At 65.9% G+C, this 25,665-nt stretch carries 25 protein-coding genes; 16 read left to right on the top strand and 9 right to left on the bottom strand.

Annotated elements, in window-relative coordinates:
* Positions 1–2 precede the first annotated feature (2 nt).
* From rpsE to V5F26_RS12420, 11 genes are all read left to right on the top strand, one after another.
* Positions 3–560, top strand: a complete 558-nt coding sequence (gene rpsE, locus V5F26_RS12370; RefSeq protein ID WP_234050026.1) for a 30S ribosomal protein S5 — start codon at positions 3–5, stop codon at positions 558–560.
* Positions 561–590: 30 nt separating this feature from the next.
* The gene (gene rpmD / locus V5F26_RS12375; RefSeq protein ID WP_234050027.1) at positions 591–779 is read left to right on the top strand and encodes a 50S ribosomal protein L30; all 189 of its coding nucleotides are present in this window, start codon (positions 591–593) and stop codon (positions 777–779) included.
* An 11-nt stretch (positions 780–790) separates the two neighbouring features.
* Entirely contained in the window at positions 791–1,276 is a 486-nt protein-coding gene (gene rplO / locus V5F26_RS12380; RefSeq protein WP_234050028.1) for a 50S ribosomal protein L15, read from the top strand.
* Between the two features lie 195 nt (positions 1,277–1,471).
* Positions 1,472–2,806 (top strand): preprotein translocase subunit SecY, encoded by a 1,335-nt coding sequence (secY, locus tag V5F26_RS12385; protein WP_394058942.1) that lies wholly within the window; start codon positions 1,472–1,474, stop codon positions 2,804–2,806.
* Complete coding sequence (locus V5F26_RS12390; RefSeq protein WP_394946053.1) at positions 2,806–3,393, top strand: adenylate kinase; 588 nt, start codon at positions 2,806–2,808, stop codon at positions 3,391–3,393. Before secY ends, V5F26_RS12390 begins: the two co-directional genes overlap by 1 nt.
* Before the next feature lie 364 nt (positions 3,394–3,757).
* Positions 3,758–4,126, top strand: coding sequence for a 30S ribosomal protein S13 (gene rpsM / locus V5F26_RS12395; protein WP_234050031.1), 369 nt, complete (start codon positions 3,758–3,760; stop codon positions 4,124–4,126).
* Positions 4,127–4,245: 119 nt separating this feature from the next.
* Complete coding sequence (rpsK, locus tag V5F26_RS12400) at positions 4,246–4,635, top strand: 30S ribosomal protein S11 (RefSeq protein WP_234050032.1); 390 nt, start codon at positions 4,246–4,248, stop codon at positions 4,633–4,635.
* A 136-nt stretch (positions 4,636–4,771) separates the two neighbouring features.
* Positions 4,772–5,794, top strand: a complete 1,023-nt coding sequence (locus tag V5F26_RS12405) for a DNA-directed RNA polymerase subunit alpha (protein WP_394058939.1) — start codon at positions 4,772–4,774, stop codon at positions 5,792–5,794.
* Between the two features lie 67 nt (positions 5,795–5,861).
* Positions 5,862–6,287 carry a 50S ribosomal protein L17 gene (gene rplQ / locus V5F26_RS12410; RefSeq protein WP_394058937.1) on the top strand — a complete coding sequence of 142 codons (426 nt, stop codon included), beginning with the start codon at positions 5,862–5,864 and terminating at the stop codon, positions 6,285–6,287.
* A gap of 141 nt (positions 6,288–6,428) precedes the next feature.
* Positions 6,429–7,862: a DegQ family serine endoprotease gene (locus V5F26_RS12415; RefSeq protein ID WP_394058935.1), complete on the top strand. Its 1,434-nt coding sequence runs from the start codon at positions 6,429–6,431 to the stop codon at positions 7,860–7,862.
* A gap of 8 nt (positions 7,863–7,870) precedes the next feature.
* Positions 7,871–9,193, top strand: a complete 1,323-nt coding sequence (locus tag V5F26_RS12420) for a replication-associated recombination protein A (protein ID WP_394058933.1) — start codon at positions 7,871–7,873, stop codon at positions 9,191–9,193.
* A 102-nt stretch (positions 9,194–9,295) separates the two neighbouring features.
* On the opposite strand, the gene V5F26_RS12425 is transcribed toward V5F26_RS12420, so the two are convergent.
* Positions 9,296–9,778 (bottom strand): Lrp/AsnC family transcriptional regulator, encoded by a 483-nt coding sequence (locus tag V5F26_RS12425; protein ID WP_234050037.1) that lies wholly within the window; start codon positions 9,776–9,778, stop codon positions 9,296–9,298.
* 272 nt (positions 9,779–10,050) lie between these two features.
* Here V5F26_RS12425 and trxB point away from each other — a divergent pair, with 272 nt between their 5' ends.
* From trxB to V5F26_RS12450, 5 genes are all read left to right on the top strand, one after another.
* Complete coding sequence (trxB, locus tag V5F26_RS12430) at positions 10,051–11,007, top strand: thioredoxin-disulfide reductase (RefSeq protein ID WP_394946055.1); 957 nt, start codon at positions 10,051–10,053, stop codon at positions 11,005–11,007.
* Between the two features lie 99 nt (positions 11,008–11,106).
* Positions 11,107–11,997 carry a LysR family transcriptional regulator gene (locus V5F26_RS12435; RefSeq protein WP_234050039.1) on the top strand — a complete coding sequence of 297 codons (891 nt, stop codon included), beginning with the start codon at positions 11,107–11,109 and terminating at the stop codon, positions 11,995–11,997.
* Between the two features lie 328 nt (positions 11,998–12,325).
* Positions 12,326–12,844 (top strand): peptidoglycan-binding domain-containing protein, encoded by a 519-nt coding sequence (locus tag V5F26_RS12440; protein WP_234050040.1) that lies wholly within the window; start codon positions 12,326–12,328, stop codon positions 12,842–12,844.
* Positions 12,845–12,941: 97 nt separating this feature from the next.
* Complete coding sequence (locus tag V5F26_RS12445; RefSeq protein ID WP_234050041.1) at positions 12,942–13,643, top strand: M15 family metallopeptidase; 702 nt, start codon at positions 12,942–12,944, stop codon at positions 13,641–13,643.
* A gap of 150 nt (positions 13,644–13,793) precedes the next feature.
* The gene (locus V5F26_RS12450) at positions 13,794–17,252 is read left to right on the top strand and encodes an autotransporter domain-containing protein (protein ID WP_394946056.1); all 3,459 of its coding nucleotides are present in this window, start codon (positions 13,794–13,796) and stop codon (positions 17,250–17,252) included.
* Between the two features lie 153 nt (positions 17,253–17,405).
* On the opposite strand, the gene V5F26_RS12455 is transcribed toward V5F26_RS12450, so the two are convergent.
* The 8 genes from V5F26_RS12455 to V5F26_RS12490 all read right to left on the bottom strand — a co-directional run bounded on the left by V5F26_RS12455 (position 17,406) and on the right by V5F26_RS12490 (position 25,514).
* The gene (locus V5F26_RS12455) at positions 17,406–18,251 is read right to left on the bottom strand and encodes a triphosphoribosyl-dephospho-CoA synthase (protein WP_394946057.1); all 846 of its coding nucleotides are present in this window, start codon (positions 18,249–18,251) and stop codon (positions 17,406–17,408) included.
* A gap of 51 nt (positions 18,252–18,302) precedes the next feature.
* Positions 18,303–19,439 carry an ATP-grasp domain-containing protein gene (locus V5F26_RS12460; RefSeq protein WP_394946058.1) on the bottom strand — a complete coding sequence of 379 codons (1,137 nt, stop codon included), beginning with the start codon at positions 19,437–19,439 and terminating at the stop codon, positions 18,303–18,305.
* Between the two features lie 120 nt (positions 19,440–19,559).
* Entirely contained in the window at positions 19,560–20,558 is a 999-nt protein-coding gene (locus tag V5F26_RS12465; RefSeq protein WP_394946059.1) for a beta-ribofuranosylaminobenzene 5'-phosphate synthase family protein, read from the bottom strand.
* Positions 20,555–20,989, bottom strand: a complete 435-nt coding sequence (locus V5F26_RS12470) for an HIT family protein (RefSeq protein ID WP_394946060.1) — start codon at positions 20,987–20,989, stop codon at positions 20,555–20,557. Before V5F26_RS12470 ends, V5F26_RS12465 begins: the two co-directional genes overlap by 4 nt.
* A gap of 137 nt (positions 20,990–21,126) precedes the next feature.
* A complete protein-coding gene (gene pstB, locus V5F26_RS12475) occupies positions 21,127–21,948 on the bottom strand; it encodes a phosphate ABC transporter ATP-binding protein PstB (protein ID WP_394058964.1) in 822 nt (273 codons plus the stop codon).
* A 163-nt stretch (positions 21,949–22,111) separates the two neighbouring features.
* Positions 22,112–22,942, bottom strand: a complete 831-nt coding sequence (locus V5F26_RS12480) for a transglutaminase N-terminal domain-containing protein (RefSeq protein WP_394946061.1) — start codon at positions 22,940–22,942, stop codon at positions 22,112–22,114.
* Positions 22,943–23,025: 83 nt separating this feature from the next.
* Positions 23,026–23,976, bottom strand: coding sequence for an alpha-E domain-containing protein (locus V5F26_RS12485; protein WP_394946062.1), 951 nt, complete (start codon positions 23,974–23,976; stop codon positions 23,026–23,028).
* A gap of 122 nt (positions 23,977–24,098) precedes the next feature.
* The gene (locus V5F26_RS12490; protein ID WP_234050050.1) at positions 24,099–25,514 is read right to left on the bottom strand and encodes a circularly permuted type 2 ATP-grasp protein; all 1,416 of its coding nucleotides are present in this window, start codon (positions 25,512–25,514) and stop codon (positions 24,099–24,101) included.
* Positions 25,515–25,665 lie beyond the last annotated feature (151 nt).

The following is a 25,665-nucleotide window of genomic DNA, read 5'->3' on the forward strand; positions in this document are numbered from 1 at the left end:
AAATGGCCCGTGAAAGGGAACCGCGCCAGGAGCGCGAGGATCGCGACAACACGTTTGTGGACAAGCTGGTCCACATCAACCGTGTCGCGAAAGTGGTGAAGGGTGGCCGGCGCTTCGGCTTCGCCGCTCTGGTCGTCGTCGGCGATCAGAAGGGGCGGGTTGGCTTCGGTCACGGCAAGGCTCGCGAGGTCCCGGAGGCGATCCGCAAGGCGACCGAAAGCGCCAAGCGCGCGCTGATCCGCGTGCCGCTGCGTGAAGGCCGTACGCTCCATCACGACGTTGCCGGGCACCATGGTGCTGGCAAGGTGGTGCTGCGTGCCGCTCCGGCTGGTACCGGCATCATCGCCGGCGGTCCGATGCGCGCCGTGTTCGAGACGCTGGGCATGCATGACGTGGTGGCGAAGTCCTTTGGGTCTTCCAACCCGTACAACATGGTTCGCGCGACGTTCGATGCGCTCAAGAACCAGGACAGTCCGCGCTCGGTTGCTGCGCGGCGTGGCCTCAAGGTGTCGCAGCTTCAGTCTCGCCGCCGCGTCGAAGACGCGGAAGCGACCGACTGAGCGGCGCGAACCGACGGATAGGAGCGCGCCATGAGCGACAAGACCATCACCGTGGAGCAGATCGGTTCGCCGATCCGCCGCCCGTTTGACCAGGAAGCGACCCTCAAGGGCCTCGGGTTGAACAAGCGGCATCGCCGCTCCACTCTCCAGGATACTCCGGCCATTCGCGGTATGATCGCGAAGGTCGCCCACCTCGTCCGCGTGGTCGAGGGGGAGTGAGGAGCTGAACGATGAAGCTCGATGAGATCCGGGATAACCCGGGCGCCCGCAAGAGCCGCATCCGCGTTGGTCGCGGTATCGGCTCCGGCAAGGGCAAGACTGGCGGCCGCGGTGTGAAGGGCCAGAAGTCCCGGACCGGCGTTGCCGTGAAGGGGTTTGAGGGCGGTCAGATGCCGCTGCATCGGCGCCTGCCGAAGCGTGGCTTCCACAACATCTTCCGCCTCGACTACAACGAAGTGGCCATTGGTCGGATTCAGGTTGCCATCGATGACGGCAAGCTGAATGCGGCGGAGCCGATCACGGTGTTCGCGCTGGTGGCGGCTGGCATTCTGCGTCGTCCGAAGGACGGTGTGCGCGTGCTGGGCGGCGGTGAGCTGAAGACGGGCGTGACGCTGGAGGTCGCTTACGCGACCGCTTCGGTCAAGTCGGCCGTTGAGGCTGCTGGCGGCAAGGTGATCCTCCTTGCTGCGCCGAGCGTCGGCGAAGAAACCGTTTGAAAATAGGCGGCCGGGCTTAAAGTCCGGCCGCTTTTGGTGCGCGGCGCGGCATCTCGTGCAGCCTTTCGCCCTTGGCAGCCCGGCCCCGCGCCGGGTATGTGCTTTTAAGGGCGTTGCGCCGGCGCCGCCTTGGCACCGCAAATCCCGCCCATAATCAGGGCCGCCCCTCAGGGGTGGCGTCCAGCGGAGCAAGGCATGGTCTCGGCGGCGGAACAACTCGCGGCGAACCTCAATTTCGGCGCCCTCGGCAAGGCCGAGGAGCTGAAGAAGCGCATTTGGTTCACCCTTGGCGCGCTCATCGTCTATCGGCTCGGCACGTACATTCCCATGCCGGGAATCAATCCCGATGCCCTTGCGGACGTGTTCAAGACCGCGAACCAGGGCATCATTGGCCTGTTCAATATGTTCTCGGGCGGCGCTGTTGAGCGCATGGCCATTTTCGCCCTGAACATCATGCCGTACATCTCGGCCTCCATCATCATTCAGCTGCTGACGAGCGTCTCTCCGACGCTGGAAGCGCTGAAGAAGGAAGGTGAGGCGGGCCGCAAGCAGCTCAATCAGTATACACGCTATCTTACTGTGGTTCTGGCACTGTTCCAGGCCTACGGTATTGCGGTCGGCCTTGAGGGGTCGGGGAGCGTTGTGGCTGACCCAGGTTGGTTCTTCCGCATTTCCACGGTGATCACGCTCACCGGTGGCACCATGTTCCTGATGTGGCTGGGCGAGCAGATCACCTCGCGCGGCATTGGTAACGGGACGTCGCTGATCATTTTCGGCGGTATCGTCGCGGAGCTTCCGGGCGCCTTCGTGCGGACGCTGGAGCTCGGCCGCGAGGGCGCCATTTCCACGCTGGCGATCCTCGCGGTGCTTGTGATGGCCGTGGTGGTCATCGCCTTCATCGTGTTCATGGAGCGCGCTCAGCGGCGTCTGCTGATCCAGTACCCCAAGCGTCAGGTGGGCAATCGGATCTACGAAGGTCAGTCCTCGCATCTGCCGCTGAAGCTCAATACGTCGGGCGTCATCCCGCCGATTTTCGCTTCGTCGCTGCTGCTGATTCCGACGACGATTGCGAGCTTCACGCAGGGCCAGGGGCCGGAATGGCTCCAGACCATCACGACCTTCCTCGGCCATGGGCGCCCGCTGTATATGGCGCTGTATGTGGCTTTGATTGTGTTCTTCTGCTTTTTCTACACCGCGATTGTGTTTAATCCGGTGGAGACGGCGGATAATCTGAAGAAGCATGGCGGCTTCATCCCGGGTATCCGTCCGGGTGAGCGTACCGCCGAGTACATCGACTATGTGCTGACCCGCATCACTGTGGTGGGTGCCGCGTACATCGCCGCCGTTTGCCTCTTCCCCGAACTGCTGATTTCCTATGCGGCAGTTCCGTTCTATTTCGGCGGAACGTCGCTCTTGATTGTTGTCAGTGTGACGATGGACACTGTGTCGCAAATTCAAGGCCACCTGCTCGCCCATCAGTACGAAGGACTGGTCAAGAAGGCGAAGCTGCGTGGGGGGAGGAGAAAGTGATGAGGCTCGTTCTGCTTGGCCCGCCCGGCGCGGGGAAGGGAACCCAGGCGCAGCGCCTGGTGACCCGCCATGGTATCGTTCAGCTCTCGACCGGCGACATGCTGCGCGCGGCCGTTGCGGCGGGAACGCCGATCGGATTGAAGGCCAAAGAGGTGATGGAAGCCGGCGGGCTGGTGTCCGATGAGATTGTCATTGGCATCATTGCAGACCGCCTGTCGCAGCCCGACGCGAAGAACGGCTTTATCCTCGACGGCTTCCCGCGTACCGTGGCGCAGGCGGAAGAGCTGGACCGCATGCTGGCGGAAAAGGGAATCAAGCTCGATGCGGTGATCGAATTGGTGGTGGACCAGGAAAAGCTGGTCGACCGCATCATCAACCGCGCAGCGGAGGCCCGGGCACGGGGCGAAGCCGTTCGGAAGGATGATGATCCGGACGTATTCAAGAGCCGGCTTGAGGCCTATAACCGCGACACCGCCGTAGTCGCGCCCTACTATAAGGCGCGCGGTCAGCTGAAGCAGATCGATGGCATGATGGAGATCGATTCGGTCACCGCCGCGATTGATGGTGTGCTTCGCCAGGCAGCGTGACGGGGCCGGCTGAATGAAGGGCTCCTCGCCGATGGCGAGGAGCCTTTTTTGTTTTTCAAAAGAGAGGCGCCTCGGCGCGACCCGCGGCTTTCCATCGTCGGCGCTCGCAGGAGGCCGCAAGAGGAGAGCGGGGAGCCGGGGGCAGGGGCTGGCGCCATGGAGTGGAATTGACTCTTTCGTTAATTCCCGCTAAGGGCACTCTCTCGCTTCGGAAGTTGGTGCTGCGCGCTCCGCCTGGAAGGGCAGGGCGTGGTGGCACCTTTGTCGTATTCGCGGCGTAATCGTCTCCGCAGGGGCCGGGCTCCACCGGACGCGGAGTTCCCTCCGTTGGCGTGAAAATCGCAGACGGTACATGGAGAGAGCAGTGGCTCGTATTGCAGGCGTCAATATCCCGACCAACAAGCGCGTTGTCATCGCGCTTCAGTACATTCACGGCATCGGCCCCAAGAACGCCGAAGAGATCGTGACGAAGGTCGGCATTCCGGCTGAGCGCCGGGTGAATCAGCTCACCGACCAGGAAGTGCTGCAGATCCGTGAGGCCATCGACCGCGACTATATCGTGGAAGGTGATCTGCGGCGTGAAGTGGCGATGAACATCAAGCGCCTGATGGACCTCGGCTGCTATCGCGGTCTGCGTCACCGTCGTGGCCTGCCCGTGCACGGCCAGCGGACGCACACCAATGCCCGCACCCGCAAGGGGCCGGCCAAGCCCATCGCTGGCAAGAAGAAGTGATCGGCCGCAAGGCTGGATGAGGGGAGGCCGGCGCTGCCGGCCTTGCCCGTTTCCCGGCCCCGAAGGGGGTCATCCCGAGCGCCTGGTGCTACGGGCGCGTTTGAAGGATCAAAAAGAGTATGGCTAAGGAAGCTACCCGCGTTCGTCGTCGCGAGCGTAAGAACATTGCCTCGGGCGTGGCTCATGTGAACGCTTCGTTCAACAATACCATGATCACGATCACCGACGCTCAGGGCAACACCATCTCCTGGTCGTCCGCAGGTGCCATGGGCTTCAAGGGCTCGCGCAAGTCTACGCCGTATGCGGCTCAGGTTGCGGCGGAAGACGCCGCCCGCAAGGCTGCGGAGCACGGCATGCGCACCCTCGAGGTGGAAGTGTCCGGTCCTGGTTCGGGTCGTGAGTCCGCGCTGCGCGCGCTGCAGGCAGCGGGCTTCCTCGTCACCTCCATCCGTGACGTGACCCCGATCCCGCACAACGGCTGCCGTCCGCGCAAGCGCCGCCGCGTCTGATCCGCTCTTGGTCCCGCGAGTTTTTGCTTGCGGGTCGTTTGCCCGGTTTCTCCTCCCCGATCGGGACGGGTCTGCACCTCCGGATGAGGTCTTCAAAGCCCCGGTAGCCGTGTCAGCCCGGCGAGAAAGCAAGGTGATGCAAGTGATTCAGAAGAACTGGCAAGAGCTGATCAAGCCCGAGAAGCTGCAGGTGAGCCCGGGTAGCGATCCGAAGTGCCTGGCCACCGTTATTGCGGAGCCGCTTGAGCGCGGCTTTGGCATGACGCTGGGCAATGCTCTGCGGCGTATCCTGCTGTCGTCCCTGCAGGGGGCGGCCGTGACGTCCATCCACATCGACGGGGTGCTGCACGAGTTTTCGTCCATCCCCGGCGTCCGCGAGGACGTGACCGACATCATCCTGAATGTGAAGGATGTCGCCATCAAGATGCAGGGCGATGGCCCCAAGCGCATGGTGGCGAAGAAGACTGGTCCCGGCGTTCTCTATGCCGGCGACATCCAGACCGTGGGCGACGTTCAGGTTCTGAACCCGAACCTTGCGATCTGCACCCTCGATGAGGGAGCTGAGCTGCGGGTCGAGTTCACGGTGGACACGGGCAAGGGCTATGTGGCGGCGGATCGCAACCGTCCCGAGGATGCCCCGATCGGCCTCATCCCGATCGACAGCCTGTATTCGCCGGTGCGCAAGGTCTCGTACAAGGTCGAGAACACCCGTGAGGGCCAGATTCTCGACTATGACAAGCTGACCATGCAGATCGAGACCAATGGCTCGATCTCTCCGGAGGATGCGCTCGCCTATGCGGCGCGGATCCTGCAGGATCAGCTTGAGATCTTCGTGAACTTCGAAGAGCCCAAGCGCGAGAGCGAGACGACCGCGATCCAGACGCTGCCGTTCTCTCCGGCCCTGCTGAAGAAGGTGGACGAGCTCGAGCTCTCCGTCCGTTCGGCGAACTGCCTGAAGAACGACAACATCGTCTATATCGGCGACCTGATCCAGAAGAGCGAGACGGAGATGCTCCGCACGCCGAATTTCGGCCGTAAGTCGCTCAACGAGATCAAGGAAGTGCTCGCCTCCCTCGGTCTGCACCTGGGCATGGAAGTGCCCGGCTGGCCGCCCGAGAACATCGAAGAGCTCGCGAAGCGCTTCGAGGAACACTACTGAACCCATAAGCGGCTCGAGCCGCGCAACCTTTCGGCTCGCCGCCGTCATCTTTCAGGAGTTCGCCGTCATGCGTCACGGCAAGGTACACCGCAAATTCAACCGCACGGCGGAGCATCGCAAGGCGATGTTCTCCAATCTCGCGGGCGCGCTCATCACCCATGAGCAGATCGTCACCACCCTGCCGAAGGCCAAGGACCTGCGTCCCGTGGTCGAGAAGCTGGTGACCCTGGCTCGCCGGGGCGATCTGCACGCTCGTCGTCAGGCCGTTGCCGAGCTGCGCGACCTCACGGTCGTCAAGAAGCTCTTCGACGTGCTGGCGCCCCGCTATGCGGCGCGTCCGGGTGGCTACACCCGCATCATCAAGGCCGGCTTCCGCTATGGCGACAACACCGCCGTGGCCGTGATCGAGTTCGTGGATCGCGACGAGGACGCCAAGGGCGCCGCCGATCGCGCCCGCGCCGAGGCCGAGGCCGGTGAAGCCGCTGCTGCGTGAGCTTTTCGCGCACGCGATGAATTGAAAAGGGGCGGTCCTCGGGCCGCCCTTTTTTTCGTCCAGAGGTGGCCGAGCAGCGCGAATCGGCGAGATGTGCGGACTGGCGCGTTGGCACCATGAGCAAGCAAGAAGGGTGACGGGATGCTGAGACGGCTTTCGCTCTGTTTGGCCGCCGGGGCTGTGGCGCTGGCGACGGCGTTTGGCGCGGGGAGCGCATCCGCGCAGGCGCAGCGCGTGCCGGCCTCGCAGGCGGAAGTGAAGCTGTCGTTTGCGCCGGTCGTCGCGCGCACGGCTCCGGCTGTGGTGAACGTCTATGCGATGAAGACCGCGCAGCAGCGGGCTAACCCGTTCTTTGATGATCCCTTCTTCCGCCGCTTCTTCGGCGCCCCCGGGGGCGTTCCCGGCCTGGGTGCGCCGGAGCGGATGCAGCGTTCGCTGGGCTCAGGTGTGATCGTCGATCCCTCTGGGTTGGTGGTGACCAACTACCATGTGATCGAAGGGGCGGATGAGATCCGCGTGGCGCTCAACGATAAGCGCGAATATGAGGCCGAGGTCCTGCTGCGCGATCAGCGGACCGACCTTGCCATTCTGCGCATCAAGCCGGAGGGCAAGGAGAGCTTCGCTTCGCTGGACCTGGGCAATTCGGACGAGCTCGCGGTCGGGGACCTGGTCCTGGCCATCGGCGATCCCTTCGGCGTGGGGCAGACCGTGACGCAGGGCATCGTGTCCGCGGTTGCGCGCACGCAGGTTGGTGTGTCCGACTACCAGTTCTTCATTCAGACTGACGCCGCCATCAATCCCGGCAATTCGGGTGGTGCGCTGGTGGACATGTCGGGGCATTTGGTGGGCATCAACACCGCCATCTATTCCCGCTCGGGCGGTTCCATCGGCATCGGCTTTGCCATTCCGGTGAACATGGTGCGGGTGGTGCTGGAGCAGGCGAAGTCGGGCGGCAAGGCGGTGCGGCGGCCGTGGCTCGGCGCCAAGCTGCAGCGCGTGACGCCGGAGATCGCCGACAGCCTGAACCTTCCGCGGCCGTCGGGCGCCCTTGTGCGGGAAGTGACGGCGGGTAGTCCGGCTGCGAAGGCGGGGCTGAAGGTGGGTGATCTCATCGTTGCCGTGGAGGGCCAGGGGATCGATGATCCGGAGTCGCTCAACTACCGGCTCGCGACCCGGCCCATCGGCAGCCGCGCGGCGCTGGGGCTCAATCGCGGCGGGCGCCCGGAGAGCGTCGTCGTGGTGCTGGAAAGTGCGCCGGAAACGCCGGCTCGGGATGAGGTGCTGCTGCGCTCGCGTTCGCCCTTCGGCGGCGCGACTATTGTGAACCTCTCGCCGGCGGTTGCGGAAGAGATGCGGGTGGATGGGGCGTCCACGGGCGTAGTGATCGCGGAGATCGCGGATGGCACGCCGGCGGCGATGGCCGGCTTCAAGCCGGGCGACGTGATCGTGGAGGTCAACGGGGAGAAGATCGGCCGCACGCGCGAGCTTGAGACGCTGACCCAGACTCCCATGCGCGCGTGGCGCATTGTGGTCATTCGCGGCGGCCGCGCGATTTCGGCGTTGCTGCCGGGCTGAGGCGTGAGATGAGCGACCTGTTCGAAGCGGCGGGTGTGCCTGCCGGCGCGGGGGAGGGCGGTTCTCGCCCCCTGGCGGATCGGCTGCGGCCGACCACGCTGGCGGAGGTGGTGGGCCAGGACCATCTGGTGGGGCCGGATGGGGTGCTCACGCGCATGCTGGAGGGCCGCTCGCTGGGCTCCCTCATCCTTTGGGGGCCGCCGGGCACGGGCAAGACCACCGTGGCCCGGCTTCTGGCATCGGCCACGGACCTTCACTTCGAGCAGATCTCCGCCATCTTTTCCGGTGTTGCGGACCTGAAGAAGGTGTTCGAGCAGGCGCGGGCGCGGCGGCGGGTGGGGCAATCCACGCTGCTGTTCGTGGATGAGATCCATCGCTTCAACCGCGCCCAGCAGGACAGCTTCTTGCCGGTGATGGAGGATGGCACCGTCACCCTGGTGGGCGCCACCACGGAAAACCCATCGTTCGAGCTGAATGCGGCGCTGCTGTCGCGGGCGCGGGTGCTGGTGTTTCGTGCTCTGGACGCCGATGCCATCGGCCGCCTGTTGGCGCGGGCGGAGGAGATCGAGAACAAGCCCCTGCCGCTGACGGCGGAGGCCCGCCTGGCGCTGGTGAACATGGCCGATGGTGACGGCCGCGCGTCGCTGACCTTGACGGAAGAAGTGTGGCGCGCCGCGCGGACCGGCGAGGTGTTCGACGTGGCCGGCCTTGCGGATGTGGTGCAGCGCCGCGCGCCCATCTATGACAAGAGCGAGGATGGCCACTACAACCTGATTTCCGCACTGCACAAATCCGTGCGCGGCTCCGACCCCGATGCCGCGCTTTATTATCTGGCGCGGATGCTGGATGCGGGGGAAAGCCCGCTCTTCCTGGCGCGGCGCATCGTGCGCATGGCCATCGAGGATGTTGGCAATGCCGATCCGCAGGCTCTGGCGGTGGCCAGCGCGGCGAAGGATGCCTTCGATTTCCTGGGCTCCCCGGAAGGTGAGCTGGCCTTGGCCCAGGCGGTCGTCTACGTGGCTACGGCGCCCAAGTCCAACGCGGTCTATATGGCCTTCAAGGCGGCCCAGCGTCTGGCAAAGGAGGCGGGATCCCTGACGCCGCCCAAGCATATTCTGAATGCGCCGACGAAGCTGATGAAAAAGGAAGGCTACGGCCAGGGCTATCGCTACGACCACGACGAGCCGGATGCCTTTTCAGGGCAGAATTACTTCCCCGAGGCGCTGGGCCGCCAGAGCTTCTACCACCCGGTGGAGCGTGGCTTCGAGCGCGAGATCCGGAAGCGCATGGACTATTGGGCGCGGTTGCGCGCCGAGCGGGGGGAGCGTTAGGCCATGTTCGGGCGGAGCGGATTCCGCTTCGCGCGAGCGCTGCAGGCACTCAAGAGGTTGGAGTCGTTCACCGCTTCTGGGTCGCGGAAAATGTACCAGGGCTCAAAGGCGCGGCAGGCCGGCTTCCAACGGCACCGCGGGGGCGTTCTTCACCTGCTTCAGGGTGAGCGCGGTCTTCACATTGCGCACATTCGGGGTGGCGGTGATTTCCAGCACGAAGTTCTGGAAGGTGCGCAGGTCCGGCGCCACGCACAGCATCATAAAGTCCACATCGCCCGAGAGCATCCAGGCGGTGCGCACCAGCGGCCACTGGTCAATGCGTTCCTGGAAGGCGGCGAGGTCGGTTTCCGCTTGGCTGATGAGGTGGACCATGGCGAAGGCCATCAGGTCGTAGCCGAGGCGCTTTTCGTCGAGCAGGGCCCGGTAGCCCTGGATGATGCCATCATCCTCCAGCGCCCGCACGCGGCGCAGGCAGGGTGGAGCGGAGATGCCGACCCGGCGGGAAAGCTCCACATTCGTCATGCGCCCGTCGCGCTGGAGCTCGTCGAGGATCTTCCAATCGACAGCATCAAGGCGAACGGTCAAGGCGTGCTCCCGGTGGGCAGGTCGCCGATGTCCGGCGCACCGGCACCTTAGTGCGCGATTGCGGCAACGCAACGAAATAATCTTTCGCCACAGATCCAGTGCACAATGGACTCGAAAGATGGGCGCGGGCACCGCGGCGATGCCTTGTGGCGATGCGGTGGAGCCCCTACATTTGCGCATAGCTTACGCTGCGCTGGGGCATGGCCGGGGATCCCCCGCCTGCGCCACCCGCAGCGTGTTCGCCCCGAGGGGCCGAGCGCGTCGAGGACGTTATGAGTGTCCAGCATACCAAAGTCGTGATCATTGGCTCCGGGCCGGCGGGCTTCACCGCGGCCATCTATGCCGCCCGTGCCATGCTCCAGCCCATCCTGTTCGAGGGCATCCAGCCCGGCGGCCAGCTCACCATCACCACTGAGGTGGAGAATTATCCGGGCTTCGCCGAGCCGGTGCAGGGGCCCTGGCTGATGGAGCAGATGCGCGCCCAGGCGGAGCATGTGGGAACCGCGCTGGTGGCTGACCACGTGGCCAGCCTCGATCTGTCCCAGCGCCCGTTCCGGCTCGTCACCGAGTCGGGCGTGGCCTACACGGCGGACACGGTCATTCTCGCCACCGGCGCCCAGGCGCGCTGGCTGGGGCTGGAGAGCGAGAACACCTATCGCGGCTTCGGCGTTTCCGCCTGCGCCACCTGTGACGGTTTCTTCTATCGTGGCAAGGACGTCATCGTGGTGGGCGGCGGCAATACCGCCGTGGAAGAAGCGCTCTTCCTCACCAATTTCGCGGCCAAGGTCACCGTGGTCCACCGGCGCGAGGGCTTCCGCGCCGAGCGGATCCTGCAGGATCGCTTGTTCGCCAACCCGAAGGTGGACGTGGTGTGGAACGCGGAGGTGACGGAGGTGCTGGGCGCCGACGAGCCCACCCACGTGACCGGCGTCACGCTGCGTGACACGCGGACTGGCGAGACCCGCCAACTCAAGGCCGACGGCCTGTTCGTGGCCATCGGCCACGCGCCGGCGACCGAGCTGGTGAAGGATCAGCTCAAGCTGAAGCCCTCGGGCTATGTCTGGACCGCGCCGGATTCCACCGCCACCTCGGTGCCCGGCGTATTCGCGCCCGGCGACGTGGCGGACGATGTCTACCGCCAGGCGGTGACCGCCGCCGGGCGGGGCTGCATGGCGGCGCTGGAGGCCGAGCGCTTCCTGGCGCAAGCCATGGCCGAAGCCGCCGAATAGGTGTTTGGGCGCCGCAGCCGTGCGGCGCCCTTTCCATTTCAAACCATCGCACTCGACGCATCCCGCATTCCGCCGGATGCCGCACATGCCGGGGCCCCAATGGACTGGGACAAGCTGAAGGTCTTCCACGTCGCTGCTGAAGCGGGCTCCTTTACCCATGCCGGGGAGACGCTGGGGCTGTCGCAATCGGCGGTCAGCCGGCAGGTGTCAGCACTGGAAGCCGAGCTGAAGGTGCCCCTGTTTCACCGCCATGCCCGCGGCCTCATTCTCACGGAGCAGGGCGAGCTGCTCTACCGCACCGCGCATGAGGTGTTCCTGAAGCTGGAATCGGCCCGGGCCCAGCTGTCCGACAGCCGCGAGAAGCCCAATGGGGAATTGCGGGTGACCACCACGGTTGGGCTGGGCACCCACTGGCTCACCGCGCGGGTCGGCGAGTTCGTGGAGCTGTTCCCGGATATCCGCATTCAGCTCATTCTGACCGATGAAGAGCTGGACCTTGCCATGCGCGAGGCGGACGTGGCCATTCGCATGCGCCAGCCGGTGCAGCCGGATCTGGTGCAGCGCAAGCTCTTCACCGTGCATTTTCACGCCTATGCCTCGGTGGATTACCTGAAGCGGCATGGCCAGCCGCGCACTCTGGACGAGCTGGACCGCCATCGCATCCTGCTGCTCGGCGGGCCGATTCCTTCCTATTTCCAGGGCCTCAATTGGCTTGAGCATGCCGGGCGGGATGGCACTGTGCCGCGCATCCCCGCCTTCGAGGTGAACAGTGTGCTGGGCCTGAAGCGGGCGGTGGAGCGCGGCGTCGGCATCGGCACCCTGCCGGACTATCTGACCGATGACGCCACCTCTCTCGTCCAGCTGTTCACGGATCGGGAGACGCCGAAGCTGGAGGCCTATTTTACCTATGCGCAGGAAATGCGCTCGGTGGCCCGCATCCAGGTCTTCCGCGACTTCCTGATCTCCAAGGCACAGCGTTGGAATTACTGAAGTTTATCGTCCGTGTGACGTTTTACGCAGGGCTGGTGGGAATAGGCCCGCGTGCGGCGCATGCCTGACATGCAGTCAATTGCCATTGATTTATGCCTAAAGAGCGTGCAGTTTGCACATGCGCTGATCGCATCATGACTGATGCTTCAGCTGTTCCCCTCTGGAAGGTTCGCCGCTTAGCGGCGATACTTGCCGGGTCCGTAACTGGGCCCGGCATTTTTCTTATGTCGGAGCGCATGTACCTCTGCCGTGGTATTCTGTTATAGGCAGTTGGGGACTTTCCGCAGGCCCGAGAATCCCGGGCACCGATCGCATCGGAGGAGCGACCATGGCAGTGCTGAAGCGCGGACTGGCTGGAGAGCCGGTCAAAATTCTGCAGACCAAGCTGGGGGTGGTTGCTGACGGTCAGTTCGGCCCGGCGACCGAGGAGGCCCTGAAGGCCTACCAGAAGGCCCATGGCCTTGCCGTCGACGGCGTGGCGGGCCCGGACACCTTCCTGACCCTGGAACTGCCCGAGCTCATCCTGCTGGCCACCGGCAGCCGTGGCGAGGCGGTGAAGAAGCTGCAGGCCGCTCTGGGCGTGGGCGCTGACGGCGTGTTCGGCGCCGGGACGGAAAAGGCGCTGCGCGAATTCCAGGCGAAGAATGGGCTGGATGCGGACGGCATGGCTGGCCCGGTCACCCTGGCCAAGATTTCGGCCTTCTCGACCGTCATCACCCCTGCGGCGGTTGAAAAGTCCCTGTCGGGTCCCGAGGTTGCGAGCCCTGATGCCAAGCCCGCCGCGGCCGACCTCGCCGCGGCGCCGCGCAAGAGCATCTGGCAGACCATTACCAGCTTCTTCTCCTGAAGCCTGGGTGGGAGTTCGGCCGCCGGGAGCACCGGCGGCCTTCCCTTTGCTGCGGCGCGGGAGCACGCTACATTCAAGCGCTGCTTTGGATGATGGAATGCCCCGCCGCCTGATGGACAAGTTCGTGAAACCCGCCGCGATCGCCCTCGGCATCGCCGGCCTCAGCCTGGCCACCGAGGTCCGCGCGGAACGTCCGGACCTGTTCGTGGACGTGACGCAGATCGTGCCCGACGTGGTTCTCGATGTGCGCTATGCGGGCACGCAGAATTTCGTGGGAGCGCCTGTTGATGGCTATGGCGCCGCGCGCTGCCTGCTGACGAGGCCGGCGGCCCAGGCACTGGCCGGCGTGGCGCGGGATGCCCACGCCAAGGGCTTGAAGCTGAAGCTGTTCGATTGCTACCGGCCAGCGCGCGCCGTGGCCCACTTCGCCCGCTGGGCGGCCGATCTTTCCGACACCCGCACGAAGGCGGTCTATTACCCGGACGTGGACAAATCCCAATTGTTCGCGCTCGGCTATATCGCCGAACGCTCCGGGCACTCGCGGGGCTCCACCCTCGATCTCACCCTGGTGAACGCCGCCACCGGCGCTGAGCTCGACATGGGCACGCCGTTCGATCTCTTCAGCGCGCGGTCCTGGCCGGCCTCGAAGGAGGTGAGCGCGGAGCAGAAGGCGAATCGGCAATTGCTGGCCACACTCATGGAGACGCACCGCTTCAAGCCCATAGAGCAGGAGTGGTGGCACTTCACTTTGGCGAACGAGCCATTTCCCGACACGTACTTCGATTTTCCCATCGAGTGAACGTGACACCCGTGAATCGGTGGCGCAAATGCCGCGATTGGGGCCAAAAGGCGGCACCGCGCACGACGCGGCCTGCTGTGTCATGGTAGTGTCGCAGGGGAGCCCCTACGAAGGGCCTACTCCTTCCCTTACCGCCAGGACCTCAGGCCAATGCATCTTCTGCGCTCCTCCGCCAGCTCGCTCGTTCTTGCCTTGGTGTGCGCGGGGTTGGGGAATGCAGCCCTGGCCGGCTCGTTCACCGTTCCGCCGGCGTCTGGTCCGCAGAGCGTCTCGGGTACCGATACGGGCACCATCGCGGCCGGGGCGACCCTGGATGGGGGCTCCGATGCCGCCATCACCTGGAGCGCGCCGGCGACCGGGACCGGCGTCGATATCCAGAATGCGGGGGTCATCACCTCCACGGACCGCGGCATCGACACGGCTTCCGATGTCAGCGGCTTTTTCACGCTGACCAATACGGGAACCGTGGCCAGCACCGACGATGCCTTGCGCATCAAGGGCACCTTCGACGGAGGCTTCCTGGAAGTCATCAATGGCGGCGTCATCTCCTCGGCCGAGGGGCAGGTCCTGGATTTCGACAAGGCGGATAGCGACGGCGCGGTCGTCTTCGTCTCCAACAGCGGCACCATCCGATCCGAGGGCAGCGATGCGGTGCGCCTTGGCGGCGGGGTGGTGGTGATCTCCAATTCGGGGACCCTGGAGACCACGGCCAGCGGCAAGCGCGCCATCAAGATGGATACGCCCGCCAATTTCGAGACCCTGCTGGCCCTGACCATCGCCAATGAGGAAGGTGGTGTCATTTCCGGCACGGACGACGCCATTAAGCTCTCGTCCGATGGCGCCAGCACCGCGTCGCCCCTGATCTCCATTTCCAATTCGGGGACCATCCGCTCCACGGTGGATGGCCAGGCGATCGACCTGGGCGGCATCGCCTCGCAGAACGCCATCATCACCATCAACAATTCCGAGACGGGCCTGATTACGGCCGCCGATGATGACGCCATCCAGGGCGCCAGCGGCATGGATGTGACCAATTACGGGCGCATCATCTCCAATTACGCGGCCGGTACTGCCGATACCCAGAACAATTCCGGCATCAAGATCGATGGCGAGGGGATGGCCGGCGGCATGAGCGCCACCATCACCAACATGGCCGGCGGCCTCATCTCCGGCGCATATCATGGCATCAAGGCGTCCGGCCCCGAGGACTTCCTCGATGTGCGCAATTACGGCACCATCGAGGGCCGCAACGGCTCGGGCGTGAACTCGAATGGCAGCGGCGTCGTGGTCAATCACGGAACGATCACCGGCACCTTTGATCCGGCCGCCAGCTTCGGCGATGGCGACGGCGTGGATTTCGACCAGGCCGGCACCATCGTCAATTACGGCACCATCTCCGGTCTCGGCTCCAAGGGCACCAAGCCGGGCGAGCTGAAGCCCAGCACCAGCGAGGGCATCGCCATTGGCGGCGGCGCGATCCTGAATGGCGATGCGGAGGTGACGAGCGCCCTCATCTCCGGCGCCAATAACGGCATCCTGGCTGACGACAGCAATAATGGCGACGTCTTCAGCGCCCTTTCGGTGGTCAATTACGGCACCATTCGCGGCGAGGATGGGTTCGGCATCCGCATCGTCAACACCGCGGGCACCTTCGGCAACACCATCATCAATTACGGCACCATCTCCGGTACCACCTATGCCGTGGCGATGGGGGATGGGGACGACCAGTTCGTCTATGAGGCGGGCTCCCAGGTGGTCGGCGCGGTGCGGGCCGAAGGCGGCACCGACACCCTGCGGCTCGGCGAGGTGGACGGCGCCTTCGACCTCTCCCTGCTGGGCGATGGCGCCACCTATCAGGGTTTCGAGCGGCTGAGCCTTTCCATCGGCTCAAACTGGCTGGTCTCCGGAGCCACAGATTTTGCCGGTTCGGCGGACGTTGTCGGCGCCACCTTGCGCCTGGCCGGTGCCGACTTGTCCGGCGCCTCGGTCCGCGTTGCCGGCGACACGGCGAGCGGGCTCGCGGGCAGCCTGCTGGGCACCGGCGCCATCGGCGCCTTGAGCGTCGGGGCGGGGGGCCTCGTCGCGCCCGGCACCACCGGGGCTCCGGGCACCCTGGCTGTGGCGGGGAACGTGACCTTCGAGGCCGGTTCCGCCTACCAGCTGCAGACCTCGGCGGCCGGGACGGTGGACCTGATCGCGGCCGGCGGCGCAGCCAGCGTCGACAGTGGAGCGCAGGTGGTGCTCAACACCCAGACCGGCCATCTGGAGTGGGGCACCGACTACGCCATTCTGATCGCCACCGGCGGCGTGACCGGCAATTTCGGCAGCGTGAGCGAAACGGCGGGATATCTTTTCCTCACCCCGCACCTCAGCGCGGACGACAATGCCATCATCCTCAGCCTCGATCGCAACGGCACGCAGTTCTCGGCCTACGCAGTGGGGGCGAACGAGCTGGCGGTGGCCAATGCGCTGGATCTCTACGGCGCCGGAGCCACTCCGGGTTTCGGGGCGCTCTATGATCTGATGCTGCAGCAGACTTCCGCCGGCACCGTGCGCACCGCGCTCACCGAGCTTTCCGGCGGCATCCACGCGACCCTTCAGGGCGCGGCGATCTTCAGCGAGAACACGCTGGTCAACGACACCCTGCTGGGCCGCCTGCGTCAGGCGGGCTATGCGGGCAGCTCGGGCGCGCAGGCCGCGCTGGGCTTCGGCGGGCCGGCGAGCGCCTATGCTGAGCCGCGCCAGGTTGAGGCCGGGCCGTTCAGGGCGATGCCCACTCCGGTGCAACCCGCCGGCCCGGTGCTCACCGCCTGGGCGCAGGGCTACGGCCAGTGGGTGGATTCCAACGCTGGCGCGCAGGACGTGACCACCAAAGCCGGCGGCGCGCTGGTGGGCCTGGATGCCACAGATGGCCACCTCACCTATGGCTTCGCTGTGGGCTATTCGTCGAGCTCCACGGATGTGGCCAATGCCTCGTCCGATGCCGATACGGCGCGCGTGGCGGGCTATGCGGGCGCCAGCTTCGATGCCTGGAAGCTGCGCGCGGGCGCGGACATCGGCTGGAGCAGCATCTCCACCTCCCGGTTCGTGGCCCTGACCGGGGAGCGACCGCAGGCGGATTACGGCGCGACGTCCGCCAACCTGTTCGGCGAGGTGGGCTACACGTTGGCCATGGGGCCGGTCGCGCTGGAGCCGTTTGCCGGCATGGCCTGGAGCTATGCGGATTTCGGCAGCTTCTCGGAGACCGGGGCGCCGGTGTCCGGCCTGCGCTCGGATGGCGCCACCATGAGCACGCCCTATTCCACCCTGGGTCTGCGCGCGGCGGGCAGCTTCACCCTTCAAGAGGGCATGCGCCTCACCCCCTATGCCTCCGCCGGCTGGCGTCATGCCTTTGGCGATGTCACGCCAACCGAGAGCCTGACCTTCATCGGCCTGGGCACTTCCTTCCTGGTGGAAGGCGTGCCGGTGGCGACGGACAGCGTGGTGGTCACGGGTGGGCTGGACCTCGGCCTTGTCAATGGCGTGACGCTGGGGCTCGCTTATGACGGCAATTTCGGCGACGGCGTCACCTCCAATGCGGGCCGTGGCGTGCTGTCGGTGAAGTTCTGACCCTGGGCTTGATGGCAGGCAGGTGGCCTTGAGCATTCCCCGTTCCACGGCGCGGGGAATGCTCCCACACGGCGCACTCGCACACGGCGCGGTGGCAGGTTTTCACCCTGCGGGCCGCTGCGGCTCCGCTCGAAAGCGCTTCCGTGCTGGCCCTTAGGCCGCGAGCAGGGCGGCGAGGATGCTGGCGACGGTAAGGTCGGCGGTGGTGCCGGGATTGATGCCCCGCGCCTTCAGGCTGGCATCGAACTCCGCCAGTAGGGCATGCCGCCGCGATTCATCGGCCCCGGCCATGGCCCGGCGGAGCTGCTGGGCCTCGTCGCGCACCGTTTCCGCGGTCTGGTTGCCGAACTTGCGGGCAATGTGGCTATCCGGAAAGGTGCACAGCAAAGCGAGATAGGCATTCTCCACGCCGTAGGGCGCGCAGGGCTCCGCTTCCAGCTCCGGCAAGCCAATGGCGAAGACGTCGGCGAAATCGGTGGCATACTGGCGGGCGATGCTGTCGCGATCCGCCGCAAGGCTCATGGCCGTGCGCAGATCAGATGGCGCTGGGGCATGCACATCGCCCTCCGTGGCATTACCCAAGCCGCCGGGCTTGGCCGTGGCGATGGCGCGAAACGCATTCTCCGCATCGTCGAGGGTCAGGCCCGCCAGCACCTGCGCCAAACGGGCGCGCAGGCTACCCGGCTCCGGCGCCAGCGCCGCCGCGATGAGCGGCGCCGCAAGCAGGATGATGCCCAGATTGGTGTTGCACCCGGCCACGGCCAGCGAGGCGTCCACCGCGCGCCGAATGCGAACGCCCACCTGGATGCCTGGCCGCGCGATCACGTCTGCGGCGGCTTGCGCCGCCTGCTCGAAGTGACGCACTTCCATGCCGTGGCCGGGTGCGAACACATGCACGTTGCCGGGCTTGAGCGCCTGCAGCTCCGCCCGGCACGCCGCCAGGAAGCAGGCGGCGGCGTGCTCGGCCCTCTCGCGCTCAGGCATTTCGCGCTCAGGCATTTCGCGCTCAGGCATCTCGCACTCGGGCATGGGCGTGCTCAGCTCGGGGTGTCAGGCCGCCGGCTCGGCCAGGGAAGCGAAGCCGAGTTCGGCGCGGACTTCGGCCATCAGTACGTCGAGGCGGGCCCGCACGATCTCGGCGGTGGGTCCGCTGGCGCGCACGGTGCATACCGGTGCGCCGCGCGGAATGGCGGCGCCGGCTGCCGGCCGGTCGGCCACATATTGCGGGAGCGCGCAGTTGGGCACCAGAAGGTCCGTCTCTGCGTAGAGCACCTGGCTCGCATGAACCTCGGCGGGGGCCGGGATGCTCGCCGGCACGCGGCCGCCACAGGCGGCCAGATGCAGGCCCAGCAAAGGCGGCAGCGGGTCCACATCGAAAATGTCGAGGGTCGCGCCCAGGCGGGGGTTCACTTCCACCAGGAACCAGCCATCCTCGCCCACCACGAAGTCCATGGAGATCAAGCCCACCAGCCCACAGGCAAGGGCCAAGCGCGTGGCGCCCTCACGCATGGCCTCGGCGTGGGCCGCCGGCAGGGCGACGGGGCCGACGACACCGCCATAGCGGAACGGATGCTCGCAATCATCGTCGCGCCACTGCTGCGAGGCGCCCACCACCACGGCCTTGTGGCCATTGGCTAGCAGCAGCAGGGAATAAGGCTCCCCCTTCACCTCCCGCTGGAGGTAGTCACCGGCGGCGGGGGCGGAGAGGTCCCCGGGCGCGCGGCGGCGGATGTGGCCACCGCCGGCACCGCCGATCTTCTTCACCAGGATGGGCGCACCGCCGAACGCCCCCGGAACCGGGGCCTCGATGGTCACTTCCGGGAAGGGCACGCCGAGATGGCTGCAAATGCCGGCAAGGGCGAGCGGATCCTTCAGAACTCGCACGGTTTCCGGCGAATTGCCGAGGATGGGATTGCGCACCGCGATGCGGGCCATGAGGTCCGGATCATCCTCCAGCCCGCTTCCGAGGATCACCGGCAGGCCGGCGGGGGAAAGGCTGGTGAGGGCCTGGATCAGGTCGTCCCCGTCGAAGGCATATCCATTGCGCTTGTGCACGCGCACGCAGCGCGCGGAATGCGCGCAGGTGTCGAGATCCGCGAACAGATCCAGCGCCAGGGCGGCGAACCCGGCCCGCGCGGCGGCGGCGGCGAGCGGGCGCGCGGAAAGGGCGATGAGAGCAAGATCCATGGCTAGTCGGCCTGCCTGTTTGTGAGCCCGCCCGCTTGTTCGGCACAGCCGTAGCCTGGGGCGGTTTCGACCTGGTCCAAGACCCGGCTTTGCGCCCGGTCGCGAAGTTGGTGGCGGCGGTCAGGCGAGGCTTGCCCCGAGCGCCCGGATTTCGGCGCCGCTATTGTTTCCCGCCACGCAATCAAACGTGAGATTTTTGGACGATGCAAAGCGCTGGCGCAAGGCCTGCAGCAGATCTTCCGCCTGTGCTGCATTGCCCACAATGGCGAAACCCGTGGGCCCCCACGAGCTCTGGCCCACGCCGGGGACGCCCTGTGCTTCAACGAAACCAATGGCTTGGGCTACATCTTGGCTGCAGAAGCGGCCGCCGCCCTGGGCCGCCGCATAATGGTCGCCCAAGGCCTGCTGCCATTCGCCGATGACGGTACCGAAGGCCATGGCATCGCCCTCCGCCAGCGCCGGCAGGGCTTTCAGCACGATGAGGTGGCACAGATGCGCCGCCAGGGTTTCGGGAAAGGGCGGCAACTCAGCCATCGCGCGGGTTTCGGCGTCGCCGCTCAGCCCCTCCCGGCTCGAATCGAATGCCAGGAGAATGCGCCAGTCCTCTGGGAAGGGCAGGCGGGAGAGCAAAGGGGGAGGCGCGGAACCGCTCCCAGCGGCGCCGACCGGCTTGCCACCGTCGAGAATGACGCCGCCCTGGGTAAAGGCTTCCATGCCGATGGCGGACCGCAGCCCGCGCCCGAGCAGCGTGGCCGCCTGCCGTGCATCCAAATCGTGCCCACCCAGACGCGCGACCGCGATACCGATCGCGATGGCGAGCTGTGTTCCCGAACCAAGCCCGCCATGGGGCGGAAGGGCGGAATCGACGCTGACGGCAAAGGCCCCCTCGATGCCGAGAGCCGCCCGCACCCTGTCCCGCACCTGTGCCGCGCGGACGGCATCGGGGCCGGTGGCGCTATCGGCATCGGCGCGGGCCACCGTCACCGCCGTCACCGGCCGGTCGAGGGTGATGCCCAGGCTGCCGAAGCGACGGCCGAGCGCGCCGCCAAGGTCCAGAAAGCCGAGATGAAGCCGCGCGGGAGCCCTGATGCTCAGCGCGGACGCGCGCGCGCTGCTCACTGGCCGAGGGCGGCGCGCAGCAGCGCGGCGTGCTCGGCCAGCACCTCGGGCTTCTCCATTTCGCTCGCCGGCGGTTTCATGGGCACGCCAAGGTGGCGGGGAATGACGTGGACATGGAGGTGGAACACCACCTGGCCGCCCGCTTCCTCGTTGAACTGCTGCACGGTAACGCCATCCGCCTTGAAGGCCTGCTTACCGGCGATGGCTATCTTCTTCGCGATCTTCGCCACATGGGCGAGATCTTCGGGATCGATGTCCAGGATGTTGCGCGCCGGATTCTTGGGAATCACCAGCGTATGTCCGGGGCAGCGCGGCATGATATCGAGAAACGCGAACGCCCGATCATCCTCATAGACCTTCTGCGCCGGCAGTTCGCCGCGAAGAATCTTGGCGAAGATGTTGTTGGGGTCATACGCCGGCGCGTGGGACATTGTGGGCTTCCTCCTGTTTGAGCCAAGGACATTGCAGGGGTGGGCCAATGGGTCAAGGGGGCAGGGGTGGATCACGGCCGCGCTTACGCGGGCGCCCTTGCGGCAGCCGCCATGGCCTCGCGGATGCGGGACAATCCTCAGCCGAAGCGGCCGGTGATGTAGTTGTGCGTGCGCTTGTCCTTCGGCCGGGTGAACATGTGGTCCGTGGCGGAGAATTCCACCATTTCGCCGAGATACATGAAGCCCGTGAAGTCGGAGATGCGCGCCGCCTGCTGCAGATTGTGGGTGACGATGATGAGCGTGTAGCGGGCGCGCAGCTCCAGCATCGTCTCCTCGATCTTGGCCGTGCTGATGGGGTCGAGCGCCGAGCAGGGCTCGTCCAAAAGGATCACCTCGGGCCGGACGGCGATGGTGCGGGCAATGCACAGGCGCTGCTGCTGCCCGCCGGAGAGGCTGAGGCCGCTGGCCTTGAGCTGGTCCTTCACCTCGTCCCACAAGGCGGCGTGGCGCAGCGCGTCCTCCACCCGCGCCGCAACCTCATCCTCGGGCGGCGCCTCATTGATGCGGATGCCCATGGCCACGTTGTCGAAAATGGACATGGGGAAGGGCGTCGGCCGCTGGAACACCATGCCGACGCGGGCGCGCAGGGCGGCGGCATCCACTTCCGGCGCCAGGATGCTGCGACCATCCATCAGCACCTCGCCTTCCACCCGCTGGTCCGAATAAAGCTCGAACATGCGGTTGAAGACGCGCAGCAGCGTGGACTTGCCGCAGCCCGAAGGGCCGATCAAGGCCGTGATGCGGTTGGCGTACAATCGAACCGAAACGTCATGCAGGGCGCGGCGCTCACCATAATAATAATCGAGGTGGCGGACCTCGATCTTCACCGGCGGGGTGCCGGGCGGGGCGGATTGGGCGCTGGTGTCGGTGGCCTGCGACACGGGGGTGGGCGCGTGCATGCTGGCGCTGTGGGCGTTCGCCTCGACCTCGGTTGAAACGTGCTTGGACACGGCGTGCGCCCTCCGTGTGGTCTTGAAAGATCACATCATGGAGGTTGTTCACCGTGTCTTTATGACAGAGGCCGCACATGGCGGCACTTTGTTCCGTGCCGCCGCGCGATTTTCAGTTCTGGCCCTGGCTTTGGGCCTGGGCCATGCGGGGCGGCGTGCGCCCATCCTCCGCGCAGACGCTCTCGCGGCATTCAAAGCCCGTGCTGCGCATGGGGGCGACGCCGAACGCGTCGAGGCCCACCGCCAGCCGCACATAGTTCTCGGTGGCGCAGACATTGCGGCCGGGATCAAACGCGATCCAGCCGATCTTCGGCACATAGGCCTCCGCCCAGTGGCGGGCCGCGCCTTCGTCGTCCAGGGCCAGATAGCCGGAAATGTGGCGCGCCGGAATGCCCAGATGGCGCGCCGCACCGATGAACACATGAGCAATGCCGCCAGCGCAGGCGGACTTCGCCTCCAGCACCGCCTCGGCCGAGAGGGGCATGGTGGAGCCGGTGGGCTCGACCTCCGTCAGGGTCTCGTGCGCGCGGACCATGAGGGCGTGCAGCCGGGTCAGCGGATCCTCGGGCACGCCCTTCACCGCGGCGTCGGCAAAGGCAATCAGGCTCGCGACAGGGTGGGTGAGGGTCGTCTCGCGCATATAGAGCGCCGGCGGAAAGGGCTCCACCGAGCCGCGCACGATGCCGGTGGTGTCGAACGTCTCCACCTCGCCTTCGGCCACCACGGTCACATGATCGGTGGGGCCTTCCACGCTGAAAGCGTGGCAGATGTTGCCGAAGGCATCTTCCTGCGGATGTAGCCGGCAATCGCTGTCGAGATCGAGGGTCCAGCGCTGGATGAACTGGCCCTCGTGCGAACGGGGAGTGAGGCGCACGGTGACCGACAGGTTGCGGCTGCCGGGCTCGAAACGCTGGGTGATCTCGTGGCGGATGCGGACACGCATGATCGGACCTTGAAAGTTGCCGGACCCAGAACACTTTTGCGGAATGGTGGGCGGAAGGCGCCCGCGGGCGCCCTCGTCATCCATCAGGTCAGGTACTGCTCCTTGATCTCCGCGCCCAGCTTGTTGTTGTCGGAGATGAAGCCCGAGATGAACTCGTGCAAGCCGGTCTGGAAGATGTCCTCGATGTTGCGGTTGGTGAGCCGCGCCAGCATGGAACGCGCCAGGCGCTGGGAAGGTCCCTGGCGGCCATAGGCGGAGGCGATGTCGTCGAGGTTGCGCGCCAGGTTGTCGTAGCAGGCGGCGAGCGAACGCGGCATCTGCCGGTTCAGGATCAGAAGATCCGCGACCAGCCAGGGCTTCACGCTGTCGCGATACACCCAGTGGAACGCCGTGAGCGCCGAGACCGAACGCAGGATGGAGGCCCACTGGAAGTAATCGAGCGGCCCGCCCACATGCTCCTTCTCCGGCAGCAGCACGTGGTACTTCACGTCGAGAATGCGGGCCGTGTTGTCCGAGCGCTCCAGCTGGGCGCCGCAGCGGGAGAACCAATAGGCGTCGTTGCGCAGCATGGTGCGGAAGGTCGCGCCATCGAACCTGAGCGAGGTCTCCTTCACGAAGGCCAGGAAGCGGGAGAGCTCGTCGCGGGTGAGCGCGCGGTTGGGGAAGTTGCGCAGCTCGATCCAGGCGGTGTTGATCACCTCCCACATTTCCGAGGTGAGCGCCGTGCGCACGGAGCGCGCATTGGTGCGGGCCACTTCGAAGCAATTGCGGATGGAGGAGGGGTTTTCCGCCTCGAAGGCCAGGAAGGAGACCACCTGCTCTTCCTTGGCCTCCTCAAGCGGCCCGTAGCGTTCGGTGAACACGTCGGCGACCCCGGCGGTCAGCACCGCCGAACCCCATTCATTGGTGGACCCGCCATAGGTGACGGGGGTGTAGGCGAGCCGCTGCGACACATCGAGGATGCGCGCCAGGCAGTCTGCGCGTTCAACGTATCGGCTGAGCCAGTAGAGATTGTCAGCGGTGCGGGAGAGCATGGAGAACCCATCCGGAGGAGGAGGAAGCGGGCAGGCGTCGTGGCGTGGCGCCTGCCGGCGATGTGTTCAAGGGTCACGGCCGGGGCCGGGCCGCGACCGCGGTCATGCGTTGGGCGGCAGGCTCATGCGTCGAGCACCCAGGTGTCCTTGGTGCCGCCGCCCTGGCTGGAATTCACCACCAGCGAACCCTCCTTCATGGCCACGCGGGTGAGCCCGCCGGGCACGATGCGCACCTTGTCGGAGCCAGAAAGAATGAAGGGCCGCAGGTCCACATGGCGGGGCGCGATGCCCTTTTCCACCAGCGTGGGGCAGGTGGAGAGCGCCAGAGTCGGCTGGGCGATGAAGTTGGCCGGATCGGCGATGAGCTTCTCGCGGAACTTCTCGATCTGCGCCTTGTCCGCCGTGGGGCCCACCAGCATGCCGTAGCCGCCGGAGCCGTGCACTTCCTTCACCACCAGCTCGGGCAGGTGCTCCAGCACATATTTCAGGTGGTCGGCCTCGCGGCAGCGCCAGGTGGGCACGTTCGGCAGCAGCGGCTCCTCGCCCAGATAGAAGCGGATGATGTCCGGCATGTAGGAATAGACCGCCTTGTCGTCGGCGACGCCGGTGCCCACCGCATTGGTGAGGGTGACGTTGCCGGCCTGGTAGGCGCTCATCAGGCCGGGCACGCCCAGCACGCTGTCGGGGCGGAAGGCGAGAGGGTCGAGGAAGTCGTCGTCGAGGCGGCGATAGATCACGTCCACCCGCTTCGGCCCCTCGGTGGTGCGCATGAAGACGATGCCGTCCTTCACGAACAGGTCGCGCCCTTCCACCAGGTCCACGCCCAGCTTGTCGGCCAGGAAGGAGTGCTCGTAATAGGCCGAATTGTAGATGCCGGGGGTGAGGATCACCACGTTCGGCTCATGCCCGCTCTGGGGCGAGAGCGAGCGCAGGGTGGCCAGGAGGTCGTCGGCGTAATTCTCCACCGGCGCGACCTTGTGCATGGAGAACAGTTCGGGGAACAGCCGCAGCATGATCTCCCGGTTCTCCAGCATGTAGGAGACGCCGGACGGCGTGCGCGCATTGTCTTCCAGCACGTAGAAGGTGTCGGGGTCGGTGCGGACGATGTCGATGCCGGCGATGTGCACATAAAGGTCGTGCGGCACCCGCTGGCCGTTCATCTCGGGGCGGAAGGCCGGATTCTTGTACACGAGATCCTCGGGCACGATGCCGGCCTTCAGGATCTCCCGCTTCGAATAAACGTCGCGGATGTACATGTTGAGCGCCTTGACGCGCTGTTCCAGGCCGGTGGACAGGCGCCCCCACTCATCCTTGGTGAGGATGCGGGGCACGATATCGAAGGGAATCAGGCGCTCCTGGGCGTTCTGCTCCCCATAGACGGCAAAGGTGATTCCTATCCGCCTAAAGATGTATTCCGCTTCCTTGCGGCGGTGGTTGAGCACGTCTTGAGGAACGCCGCCGAGCCACTGCTTCAGTGTTTCGTAGGCCGGTCTCACATGCCCATCCGTGCTGGACATTTCGTCGAACGCTTGCCGCATTGGGACTGTCACTCCACGTCCGCAGATCTCAGATTCAGAACACTACAAACATCGTGCCAAAGAAGTGATAAAGGGAAAAGGCTTCCCTGCAGCGACGCTCTCGTTTTACGAGTGTTCGCAAAATGGGCAAACGGAAGCATGTTGCCGCTGA

Origin of the sequence: Xanthobacter variabilis, from assembly GCF_043831965.2 — a bacterium.
Lineage (GTDB): Bacteria > Pseudomonadota > Alphaproteobacteria > Rhizobiales > Xanthobacteraceae > Xanthobacter.